The 11,552-nt window shown below is 44.6% G+C and carries 13 protein-coding genes; 5 read left to right on the top strand and 8 right to left on the bottom strand.

Annotated features, from left to right (window positions below; translation table 11 throughout):
- Positions 1 to 121 precede the first annotated feature (121 nt).
- Entirely contained in the window at positions 122 to 688 is a 567-nt protein-coding gene (gene yeiP / locus R1T43_RS01990; protein ID WP_013786447.1) for an elongation factor P-like protein YeiP, read from the bottom strand.
- Between the two features lie 145 nt (positions 689 to 833).
- Here yeiP and R1T43_RS01985 point away from each other — a divergent pair, with 145 nt between their 5' ends.
- The gene (locus R1T43_RS01985) at positions 834 to 1,691 is read left to right on the top strand and encodes an alpha/beta hydrolase (RefSeq protein ID WP_317352347.1); all 858 of its coding nucleotides are present in this window, start codon (positions 834 to 836) and stop codon (positions 1,689 to 1,691) included.
- 9 nt (positions 1,692 to 1,700) lie between these two features.
- On the opposite strand, the gene R1T43_RS01980 is transcribed toward R1T43_RS01985, so the two are convergent.
- From R1T43_RS01980 to R1T43_RS01970, 3 genes are all read right to left on the bottom strand, one after another.
- A complete protein-coding gene (locus R1T43_RS01980) occupies positions 1,701 to 2,114 on the bottom strand; it encodes an MmcQ/YjbR family DNA-binding protein (protein WP_317352346.1) in 414 nt (137 codons plus the stop codon).
- Between the two features lie 62 nt (positions 2,115 to 2,176).
- Positions 2,177 to 2,680, bottom strand: coding sequence for an AAA family ATPase (locus tag R1T43_RS01975; protein ID WP_317352344.1), 504 nt, complete (start codon positions 2,678 to 2,680; stop codon positions 2,177 to 2,179).
- A gap of 24 nt (positions 2,681 to 2,704) precedes the next feature.
- Positions 2,705 to 3,115, bottom strand: a complete 411-nt coding sequence (locus R1T43_RS01970; RefSeq protein ID WP_317352343.1) for an MAPEG family protein — start codon at positions 3,113 to 3,115, stop codon at positions 2,705 to 2,707.
- Positions 3,116 to 3,814: 699 nt separating this feature from the next.
- On the opposite strand from R1T43_RS01970, the gene R1T43_RS01965 reads away from it, so the two are divergent.
- The 3 genes from R1T43_RS01965 (at position 3,815) to R1T43_RS01955 (ending at position 5,576) form a co-directional block, all read left to right on the top strand.
- Positions 3,815 to 4,087, top strand: coding sequence for a hypothetical protein (locus tag R1T43_RS01965; RefSeq protein ID WP_317352339.1), 273 nt, complete (start codon positions 3,815 to 3,817; stop codon positions 4,085 to 4,087).
- An 88-nt stretch (positions 4,088 to 4,175) separates the two neighbouring features.
- Entirely contained in the window at positions 4,176 to 4,565 is a 390-nt protein-coding gene (locus R1T43_RS01960; RefSeq protein WP_303459008.1) for a YybH family protein, read from the top strand.
- Between the two features lie 183 nt (positions 4,566 to 4,748).
- Complete coding sequence (locus tag R1T43_RS01955; RefSeq protein ID WP_211070146.1) at positions 4,749 to 5,576, top strand: 5'-nucleotidase, lipoprotein e(P4) family; 828 nt, start codon at positions 4,749 to 4,751, stop codon at positions 5,574 to 5,576.
- A 54-nt stretch (positions 5,577 to 5,630) separates the two neighbouring features.
- Here the strand turns inward: R1T43_RS01955 and R1T43_RS01950 are convergent, their stop codons facing one another.
- The 3 genes from R1T43_RS01950 to R1T43_RS01940 all read right to left on the bottom strand — a co-directional run bounded on the left by R1T43_RS01950 (position 5,631) and on the right by R1T43_RS01940 (position 10,562).
- Positions 5,631 to 7,079, bottom strand: coding sequence for a hypothetical protein (locus tag R1T43_RS01950; protein ID WP_317355614.1), 1,449 nt, complete (start codon positions 7,077 to 7,079; stop codon positions 5,631 to 5,633).
- A gap of 5 nt (positions 7,080 to 7,084) precedes the next feature.
- Positions 7,085 to 7,870, bottom strand: a complete 786-nt coding sequence (locus R1T43_RS01945; protein ID WP_410549008.1) for an outer membrane lipoprotein-sorting protein — start codon at positions 7,868 to 7,870, stop codon at positions 7,085 to 7,087.
- A gap of 94 nt (positions 7,871 to 7,964) precedes the next feature.
- Positions 7,965 to 10,562, bottom strand: coding sequence for an efflux RND transporter permease subunit (locus tag R1T43_RS01940; protein WP_317352331.1), 2,598 nt, complete (start codon positions 10,560 to 10,562; stop codon positions 7,965 to 7,967).
- A 375-nt stretch (positions 10,563 to 10,937) separates the two neighbouring features.
- On the opposite strand from R1T43_RS01940, the gene R1T43_RS01935 reads away from it, so the two are divergent.
- Positions 10,938 to 11,201: a hypothetical protein gene (locus tag R1T43_RS01935; RefSeq protein WP_317352328.1), complete on the top strand. Its 264-nt coding sequence runs from the start codon at positions 10,938 to 10,940 to the stop codon at positions 11,199 to 11,201.
- 38 nt (positions 11,202 to 11,239) lie between these two features.
- On the opposite strand, the gene R1T43_RS01930 is transcribed toward R1T43_RS01935, so the two are convergent.
- Positions 11,240 to 11,416 (bottom strand): hypothetical protein, encoded by a 177-nt coding sequence (locus R1T43_RS01930; RefSeq protein WP_317352326.1) that lies wholly within the window; start codon positions 11,414 to 11,416, stop codon positions 11,240 to 11,242.
- Positions 11,417 to 11,552 lie beyond the last annotated feature (136 nt).

Genomic DNA, 11,552 nt, shown 5'->3' with positions numbered 1-11,552 from the left:
GAGGGTATAACGCATCGTTTGGCATGCGCTTGCTTTTTAAAAGCTAAAGCGAGAGGTTCATAATAGTACGAAATAGTTGCGCCTTGATATTCTCAACAAGGCGCAACAAAAATTCGTGAATCTATGCGCGACTTTGGAATTTACGCTCTTCGGTATTTACCTTTATCCACTCACCGGTACTGATGTACTCAGGCACTTGAACCACTAGGCCAGTCGATAAAGTAGCAGGTTTAGTGCGCGAGGTTGCAGAGGCACCTTTAATAGAAGGATCGGTTTCAGTCACTTCAAGCTCTACACTCATCGGCAAATCTAGCGCCACTGGCACGTCGCTTACAATTAACACCTGAATAGACTCGGTCTTTTCATTAATAAACAAAGCTTCATCAGCAATGCTTTCTTTATTTAGGTGGTACGGCGTGTAATCTTCGTTATCGAGGAATACATACTCGTCGCCATCAATGTAAGAAAACATCACAGGGCGACGAACCAAATCAGCCATTTCTAGCATGTCTGAATCTTTGAATGTTTCATCAAACTTAGCGCCGCTAACCACGTCGTACATACGCATGCGATAAATACTACCACCCGCACGGCCCTGAGGTACTGAACGTTCGATGTCTCTAACAATACATGTTTTGCCACCATAAACGATGGTGTGATTCTTTTTAATTTCACTTGCCTTTGGCATGGTCTTACCCTGTTATTAATGGCCTTTAACGATTGGCAGGCCACGTTAATTTATCGCCCTATCTTCCGGTAATTGAGTGTTATAGTCAAAACTATAAACAGTCATAAAATTAATAAATCTATGCTTTTAGGCAAAGGAATTCACAATGCCAAAAATAATTACATTTGTGTTACTTCTAACGATTGGTTTTTCCCTTAAAGCTGAAGAGTCTAATTCATTTACGCAGACTTACACAGTAGCCTCTACCATCATGGACGAGGATAGGCTCTATCATGTATACCTTCCACCTTCATATTACGATAGCAAACAGCGCAGATTTCCCGTTGTATATGTACTCGATGGTGATATTCATCGAACCAGAGCCATTGCCGGCATGCTTGAAGGCTTAAGTACTCAGACATTAGAGCAGCAAGTTGAACAGGCTATTGTGGTAGCGGTACCTAACAGTGCATCGGCAATAAGAGAACGAGATCTTACCCCAACCAATGTTAACTGGGAATTCAATGGCCGCTTATTGGAAGCCTTCCAAGGGATTGGAAACGCAGATAATTATTTACGCTTTTTTCAAAGTGAGTTAATTCCACAAATAGACGGAAAATTCAGAACATCTAATAAGCGAATACTGGTCGGAGAGTCTTTCGGTGGGCTGTTTGCTGCATACGCGCTGTTAAATAGGCCAGAGGTATTCACTCACTACCTTATTATTGATGCCACTTATTTGTGGGACAATAACTATTTAAATCGCACGCTAACTAACAAGCTTGCACAGGGGAAACAGCCTGAGGGGAACGTGGTTTTTACCTTTGCTAATAACGCCGAATTTGGCGAGATTGGCGAAACAAACTTAGCGTGGGGATATCAGTTTTTCGATAAATTGGACGCCATTCAATCTGTCGAACTCACACTGCAGAAACGTTACTTTGACGATGAGTCTCACGGCACAGTTGCATTACCCAGTTGGTATTATGGGTTTAAAGCGTTACTCAAAACCCACCCCGATTAAGCTGAAGCACTATTTAAGATTTAGCCCTTGATTCAACCCTAGTTCTTTTTGTTTTTTCTTAGTAAGACCTAGGGACACTATTTTATAAGACTCGTTCAGATAATAGCTAAGCTCTTCGTTGAGATCTTCTACACTTAGTTCAACGCCCCCATTAAGCTGGTCGGTATTGCTTTCAAATTGCTGGATCCATTTCATGCCCCGAGATGCAAAATAAGGCGCGGGGCGATATCCAGGTTTCTCACTCAAGAAATGGTAGTTAAGATCTGAGGCTTTAAAGATATACGCGGGCTCACCAGACTTACTCAAGCCGCCTATAGCAAATACTTTCCCCCCCACCTTCCATACATGGGAGTTGTTCCATTGCATCACATAGGTTGTGGCCTTTAGGCTGCCACAATAATGATTAAACTCATCGTAGGTCACTGCTGTACTCTTTATATTATGGGTCTTGTCTTTCTTAACTCATACCTTTCATATCAACTTTTTCATGCAGCATGCGTCGTATTTGTCGTGTACATCGTTTTTGTGCCGTTAAAACTATCATACAGGGCTTGATGACTTTGCTTGGAAAAGGTATCCGTTCTATTTTCATATTCCTTTATCCAGTCTATCAACATATCTAAATTCGTATCTTGCGCTTGCTTAGACTCATATTTATGCGGCTCCCAAGGGCGCGCCTTAGCGTTTTCAACACAAAGATTCATGGGTAAATTTAAGAATATAAGTTCATCGGCATGAGGCAATACTTCAGCGAGCAAATCGGAATAACACCCTTCAATAACCCACGATGTATTGTCAGTTAAGAAACTATCTATAAGCACTGTCGACTCACTGATAGGCATACGACTAGGTGGGCTTGTGGCCGAATTTGAGGGCGCCCAGGCCACCGAGTCTAAATCTAAATGCGCGATGTGGTGAACCTTCACCAAGTTCTTGGCCAAGGTCGACTTTCCTGAACCAGAATTACCAAATATCACTATTTTAGTCATAAGCAGCCTTATTATGTCTTAGCGCTAGCTTTTTACTACTAGCATTTCAGCAACAAAAATACTCCACATTGCTAGAACAGCCAGAAAGTTAAGCGTAAAAACAATGCCTCGCAATTTTATGTTCGACGTCATAATTTGCACAGCGCTATGTACTATTCGCCCTACAACAAAGACCCAAGCAAGAGCTACATAAATGGGTTGTAACTCAAGCCCTTTAACTATTAATACAACGCAAATGACATGAAAAAATAACGGCCACTCGAATTGGTTACTTAAATTAGCGCTGATTTTAGATTGAATAGCATCGAATGGACTCGAGCCATCGTCATTGCGGCCTAATCCCCACACCTTAGGCGCTCTTACGAAAGTTAAGAGCATATAAAAGAATGTACACAATAAAACGTGAGCAAACATAGGTACTACTAGGCTATCCATTAGCTAATACTCCCGTTATTTTTCTGGTCTTTTCGCCACGCCATGAAAATGCGTAGGGCTACCAGGCATTGTTGGTTATCTTGAAGTTGCGCTAAATAATCCAACGCCTACAATTCAATAACACTAACATACACAGCAGCCCGTTTGCTGTCACCATCTCCAATGACAAAATCACATCTACTATTTTGGTTTATATCACCCATAGAATTTTGTTTAGTACCTGCTGGAGGTATACGTTAATACACACTTTCCCAGCATGTGACGCTATGACGGTTCACACCTCGAAGTTAAGTTTCTGAGGGAGGGTGAAGAGCCTGCTTCATGACCCTCTGCCGCAAGGATGCGGCAGCGGAGCCCCCATGGATGGGTATACCGTACGAACTCGGTATAGATGGTGTGCTAAGGCAATTGGAACCCTCCACAGCATGGATGCTGTGGCGGAGCATGCCCTAAAGCAAAATTCCTGAGGGCGGGTGAAGAGCCTGCTTCATGACCCTCTGCCGCAAGGATGCGGCAGCGGAGCCCCCATGGATGGGTATATCGTACGAACTCGGTATTGGTGGTTTGCTAGGGCAATTGGAACCCTCCACAGCATGGATGCTGTGGCGGAGCATGCCCTAAAGCAAAATTCCTGAGGGAGGGTGAAGAGCCTGCTTCATGACCCTCTGCCGCAAGGATGCGGCAGCGGAGCCCCCATGAATGGGTATATCGTACGAACTCGGTATTGGTGGTGTGCTAGGGCAATTGGAACCCTCCACAGCATGGATGCTGTGGCGGGTTCCAATTGCCCTAGCACACCATCTATTAAGCGAAAAAAATGAACACCACAAAACCGTTGACTTTTTATTCGGCAAATTAAATACTGCGGGTATGACATTACGCACATTGCAGTTTTTTGCACCGCGCCAAGGTTTGGCGTTAAACACAATTATCCTCCTCGCTATTATTATTAATAATTGGCGGGAAAGTTAGTGCGTACGTAAAACATCACTAAAACCCGCCGCTAAGGCGGGTTTTTCTTAAGTCTGTCTTCGCGGTAAAAACAAACGAGACGACAGCCATGAACAACATCACACAATTATTAGCCCGTTTGCACAACGCGGTAAACGACAACGATCCTGCTTCGGTTAGCGCCTGCTATGGCGATAACGCCAAGGTAGTATCCACACCGCTAAAAGGCACCACTCAGCACGATTGTGTTAGCGCATTACAAACCTTCCAACACAAATACATGCCAGAGCATATCGTTACCACCGGCGATGAAATTGTGATTGAAGCGGGCGATGTGGCGTTAGTCATCGCTAAACTTTACTTAGTGCCAAAAGCCGCTCCACATGCCTTACCTTGTGACGGAAAACGAGCCGTATATGTGATGCAGCGAAACGACAGCGGTGAATGGCGATGCATTATCGATAACTTCTTTGGCACCGACTTACTCGACTTCGCTTAAGGTGTTTAGCGCTCAGCCTCAGTTATCATGTTGTAAAATCGGGCTAATTTTGCCAGCAATACGACAAAAAGATACTCGGGTAAGTTACCTTTATTTTGAAGCCGGACGGTTTTGTGTCAAAGTAACGCATCAAAATTTTCATTGGCGAATACAGACTGTTAACGCTAAGCAAGGACTATAAACATGTTTACCACTGCTTCGATTTCTCTTAAGACCGCACTGCGGCCTATTGCCGTGTCTTGTTTGGCGCTAAGTGCGCTATCGGCATGTGTTACCACAAATCAGGCTGATACGGCCGCGGCCGCCGCACCAGAAGCGTCGTTTTCTCTATCAAACTCAGTGAAATACCAACGCCAGAGTAAGGAGTATCCACTTCTTAGCGCCTATGTTTACAAACAGGCTACCGCCGCACTGCCTGCGACCTTTGAAAATCAGCAAACGCCTGCCGTGATCGTGCTAGATGTAGATGAAACCGTGCTTGATAACAGCCTTTATCAAGAAGAGCGTGAGTCTAAAGGCTTGGGTTATTCAAGCGAAAGCTGGAATGCATGGATAAAAAGAGAAGAAGCCACTTTGGTTCCCGGTGTAGATAAGTTTCTAGCAACGGTGATTGAAAGAGGTGGAAAGATTGCGCTCATTACTAACCGCGATAAAACCTTAGACAGCCACACTTGGAATAACTTATTGGCTGTGGGCTTACCGCTTACACCAAGCAACACCTGTATTATGGGCAGACTACCTGCCGACAAAGATGCCGTTGATCATAAGTACATTGTGAACGATAAAGACCGTCGTCGTAATGCTGTAAAACAAGGCTCGCCAGCTTGCTCAATAACTAATGACACTGCAATTAAAGGCTGGAACAAACCGCATAATATTATTATGCAAATTGGCGATAACATTGAAGATTTTCAAGGCGTAACGCAGGAAGATGCTTATCTGCCAGCAATACTGCCTGAAGTCGGTACTAGCTTGTTTATTTTACCTAACCCCATGTATGGTTCTTGGTAACTCGCTTTTTGCCACTGCTACCGCATTGTGGCTGTAGCAGTGCTTTTCCACTCCTTAATAGAAATACCTAAACGCAAAATAGACGTTACTAGCGTCTTCAAATTGAGCAAAGAAAGTATGCGGTTCATCACCACTAAATAGGTTTACTCCGCCTCGAACCTGCCACTTATCAGTAGGTGAATAGCTTGCGCTAGCTTTCAAGTAACCATCGTTGTCGGTGGGGGAGTAAAACAAAAAGGTATTGAGGGTGAGGGTTTGTCTTTTCGCCTGCCATGTAATGCGAGTGGTTACCCAATGACGATACGCTTCTTGCTCATATTCTGGGTAGGGTGAATGGCTCAATAACGCATCATGATGTTGAATGGCTTCGGTATACCACTGCACAGCACCAGTTACATTCGCCATCACTTCTTGGCTGTACCCAAGTAAGAAGCGGCTCTGCGAATTACTCACTGATGGTGACGAACCTTCACTGTCTTCCACACTCCGATAATACGCATACTCTGCATTTGCAATCCCTTTACCCAAGGGCATAACTACGCTGGCGCCAATGGCATTTAAGCGGCTATAGCGCGGAGCACCTAATTCATCAACGGCCGTGGGTTGCTTGGTATAGCCCCGATATCCATATAACGCAGCCTCAATACTCCCGAACGAGCTGCTAAATGTGCGATGCGCCCGCAACGCCACTTCACTACCGCTTGGGGTATTAGCATTAGTTACGGTATACGCTGGCGCAATGTTTTCATTTACTTGGGGGCTGAAAAACGAAAACACCTCTCCCGTAATACCAATATCGGGTTCAAAGTCAGGCGTCACCACAACATCTATATTTATGACCTCCCAATAACCCGATAACTTAATGGAGACACTGGGCGCTTTTAAATACTCATCATCACGGCCTGAGAAAAATGACTGATAATCTTTTGGGAAAAGGTCGTTAAGAAACACATAGTCGCCTGTTCCCCAAGTAAGTACTTGTTGCCCGACTTTTAAGTCAAAAGCATTGCCCCATTCGCCCAAAGCAGCCAGGTTACCTTGCCATGCTAACTCACGTACCTGAAACTCTCGTTGATATTTAACACCGTCGTACCACGCATCGCCGCGAAAACTGAGTTTAGATGCTGCTAGCGCATAATCGGCGCGCAGTTGCACTCTTGCGTCTCGTAAGGTGCTGCTAGAAGCAATGGCAGCATCATTCGCCACTCGGTTTCCTGCCGCCAGCTCGACAAATCCACTAAAGGTGTAAGCGGTGGCGTTATTGTCCTGCTCGCCCCAGTCTTCGTTGCCCCAGCTATCGTCGCTCCAGTTATCGTCGCTCCAGCCTTCGTCTTCCCAATCGTCGTCGCTAGCAGGCTCTGAGTTGTCAACTTGTTCAGTTTTGGCGGGCACGTCTTCCACAGTTTCATTTTTGAGTTCTTGTGAATACGCCAAAAGTGAAACATTTGTTCCCAGAAGCGCTATTGCCAGTAGCGCTAATCCACGTAATTTCTTTCCCCGCATCACGATTACTCCACAAACTCTCGTGGTGGCACGCGTAAACTGCGCTCACTAAATACGCTGTCTGGCAACGCAATATCGTATTGAATACCGCGAAATTCCATTAGGGTATAGCCGCCCGATGCTAAATCAGACACCTTGCTTCGCACCACCGTCGGGTAGCCTTGAACCGTTTCTACTGATACGGCTTCAACTCGGCGGTAATTATCATCCCCTTTGAAAAAGTTGATTAGCGTGGGCAAATAGGTTTGCTTGTCTATCTCTACTATATAATGGGAAAACTCTACGCTACTTAGGTTTTTAGGCGTTGCCCGCAACACATAGTGAGTGTCAGTAGCGTTTTGCATTGCGAAGTTGTCTTCTGACACTGCACGGCCCGACACATCTTCATAGAAAAAATGAGAGCCGACAAACGAGGTGCGTTTATCACCCGCCGCTATTCGCTTCACCAAATCAAGGGCGGGTAAATACAACCACCGATCGTCATCGGTATAAATGTTGGTGTGCTTTTCAACTCTAAACACCGTGCCTTTTACTTCGGTTGGGCGGCTGAAAAATACCAGCATTTTTTGATCACCCGTTTCAGTGCCTTCATTGTCTAGCACGTCTTTGCGCAGAATCGTGAATTGGCGCATTTGCTTGCGGTCCTGGCTGTCTACGATAATCATTCGCGCCATCGACTTGCCGTCACTCCCCGCGTAATAGGCGGCTTTTTCTGACTTTGCAATGATACTGGCGATATCCTCTTCAACGGCAGATGCACTAGCACTTCCAAAAATACCTAACACCATCATAGTAGCGGCGAGTATACGAACAGCTGCCTTGCTCACTCTTATGTGAGAAAAAACATAACTAACTTTAGCAATTTGAAGCATTGAATTACGCATATTAAGCTCCTTTAAAAACCCAACGTTTTAGAAATACCATGGCCGCGGGTAAGACCAACAAAGTCACCAAGGCAGATACCGCCATGATACTCGCTAAGAAAACACCTACTGTTATGTAAGGTACCAACGGCGCTAGCAATAAAGGCGTGAAGCCCAGTGCTATTACCAACGCATTGCGCGTTATCGCACTGGCTGGCTCATCGAACATAGCGTCTAATGTGTCTGGCACACTGCCCGTTTCTTTATAAATTTCCCGCGCCCTAGCAAGGAAGTGAATCGCAAAATCGACAGATAACCCCAAGGTGAGCGCCGATAGCACGGCGATAGGCATGTCGTAGTCTTTGCCTACAATGCCAATAAGGCCATAAATAAAGGTAATAGTGATGGTAAGGGGGAGCATGGCAAGCACACCAAAAACAAAAGAACGAAACAGCAGTACCATCATCACAAACACAATGACAAAAGCGCTAAGCAAACTTTCCAACATGCCCGTTACCATATTTTCCTGCCACACCACATTTAAGTAGGCTTTACCTGCCCAGTCGTAGTTTAGCCCTTGTGGTAATGGATTCTTCGTAAAGTAATCTTCTACAAGCGATATCACATTTGTCATATCTTGGTTATCACCACTGGTAAGCTGCAGCCAAATCAGGGTTTGGCGATAATCAGGCGTAACAAAATGCCACAAGTCTTGCGGACGGTGGGAAGACTGATATTGCATTAAGGTTTGTGCTACGCCTCGGTTGTTGGCGGGTAATGCGTAGTCTGCCTCGTTGCCTGAGCGTAGCTCACGATTCACCACTTTGACGACATCAACCAAAGACTGTGATTTACCAATTAACGGTTGAGTGTCTAGGTAGGCTTGTAACCTTTCAATATGCTTAAGTACTGCGGGCTGCTGGAAGGTATTAGCATTTCCATTTGCCGCATCGACGACTTGCAATAAGCTTTCTAACGCCATTAGTTCGTCATCGTTGAGGTTGCTAAATAACGCATCATCAATACGCATGGCAAGTTCCGACATTTTGTTAGCGTCGTCGCTCTGGTTTATCGTGGCCTGGGTTTGCTCAACCCATTCATCTAAACTTGAAGGTAATTTCGCCTCGTTTAACACCTTGCTTGCATCAATGCTTTCATTGGTATCGGTAATCACCAGATGGGCATTGTACGTGCCCGCAAACTCTGCATTTAACGCTCTGTCTGCCACTCTTATTTCATGGTCTTTTTTAAACCAACGCACGGGGTTGTCGTTGATATTAATTTGCGTAATACCCCACGCTGATACAAGGGTAATTACACCAAATATAGCAATAATTAACGCTCTGTGGTTCAGCGCAATATAGCGCAGTTTATTAACGGTACGCTTTAGTAAAGTGCTATTACCCTTACTATTGTCTGCCTCTTCGTTTTGATGCAACGCTACTTGAAGCTTGTTTAATGCTGCGGGCGACATTCGAGATATATAAGCAGGAATAAAAGTAAGGGTAATCAAAAATGCCAACAAAATACCAAACCCAATATAAGCGCCAAAGATTTGCACAGGGGGAATAGGCGTTAACATTAAGGAGAAGAAACCTGCTGATGAGGTGAGCGAGGTAAACAGCATGGGCTTAAACAGGTGCTCAACTACTTGAGTGATCACTTTGCCTGCATTCTCACCTGGTTTATAACGGTCGGAAAATTCAGACAATATGTGGACTGAGTCGACTACCGCGATAGGCATTAGAAAAATGGCAATCATGGATGACATGATGTGCACAGTGAACCCCATACCAATGAGAGCACCCATGGTGATGATAACCGTACCCATCGCCACTATCATGGGCGCAGTAATAAGAGACCAATTTCTAAAAAACAGGAACAGAAGAACAAAAATCATGGCACCAGCTGCAGGCGCAGCAATGGCCATTTGCACAAACATTTCTACACCAAATTGATCTTCGGCCACAGGTAACCCTGTGATGTGCCATTGGCCAGTGGTGTCAACATTCGCTAAATAAGCGCGAATATCTTGGGCAATGCGATAACTTTCATTTTTATCGGCAATGGGAATATAGATAGCAGCAGCATTGCCTGAAGAGGCAGCGAGTGTGTCGTATAGTAAAGGCAACCTTTCGATAGAATCTTGTAGTTGTGCACTCGCGCTTGCGGTTTCAGGAGGGCTGGCCATTAGCCATGAAAACTCCAGACTACCGTCACTACTTTGCTTGATGTTGTCTACCGTTGAAAACGACATGACGTCTTGGCCAATAACACCCTCTATGGCAAGCACATGATTAGTCACTTTGTGAATGGCCGCCAAGTTTTCTGGCGTGTATATGCCACCTTTGCCCTCGTCGTCTTTGGCCCCGTCTCCTTTGGCAAAATTATCCACCACCAGACCAACCACTATTGCATCGTACATGGAGAAGGTTTGCTTTACCTCATTGTGAAAGGTGCGAGCACTATGAGATTCGGCCAACATGTTTTCTGGATCGGTATCAATCTGAATCAGGCGCATTTGAAAAGCGGCAAATGCCGTTATAACGGCGAGAAAAAAATAAACCCATCGCCCTTTGTGCGTGCTTACATGTAAAAGCATATCGATTGCTAATTTCATATCAAAAACCTCAATATATTAGATTTTTATTATATTTATGGTTTGTTCAGTAAACAAGCACATTTTTAGGCAAAGTAACTTTAGGTGTAATTTTGCGTGTACATGTCGGTAAGAAACAACACGGCAGTAGGAAAAATTTTCCCACCCCATTTTTTAAACATACACTTACAAAATGCCAAAACGTAGAAATACTAAATAAAATAGTTATATATCAGTTATTTGAAGATCAATTAGAATAATTTCAATTCTTGGCACAAGTTTAGCATTAATTAGACTAACGGATAACAACAGACGTAAACATGATGCTAGGAAGGCATACCGTTACCACGAAGGTAACCATGACATTACAGACTTTATCTGCGCAGGCTGACAACATTGGACGTAAAAGGAAATTCGTCGGCCAAGGATGCAAGGATTGATAGCAAGGTTGAAGTCGCTCTGTTGTTTATCGGAAAGTTAAATACGTTTAACACCAATACGGATGTTGAAAAGGGATACGCCTTAATGGCGAGCAAGGTTGACATTGATGTCGACAAAGCAATCACCACGGAGTGGGTTGATTCGCTTAAGGAAGTTGTTGACGTGAATGACCGATTATCTGTTTTTGCGCCAGTTGAGTGTGATGGTGACTTGGATTAAGTCGTAAAGGCCTGCAGGATGCAGAGTTGCAAACGCTATTATCGCGATTGCTGCTGGATACCCACATCACTGGCACAGACATTGATGTCCATGTGCAACAAAGGATTGTAACCTATTTGGCTCTGTTGACCCGGCATTATGCCTTCAGCGATAGCCATATCGAGGAACACTAATAATGTCATCGATATTATTAGTGTGCTGTCACCCGACAGCATGCCTCTCCCCTCTAAGGCCCTTCCCGGCCTTTTATATACCTCTGATTTTAGCCCGCCTTTGGCGGGCATTTTTTTGCGTGTAGCTTTATGTACTTACCTATTTTTTATTCCTTGCCCTTCTTTTGAAAACAATGAG

The organism is Alteromonas sp. CI.11.F.A3, from assembly GCF_032925565.1.
Taxonomy (GTDB): Bacteria; Pseudomonadota; Gammaproteobacteria; order Enterobacterales; family Alteromonadaceae; genus Alteromonas.
The sequence above is the reverse complement of the archived record's forward strand: the minus strand, read 5'-3'. Positions and strand labels throughout refer to the sequence as shown.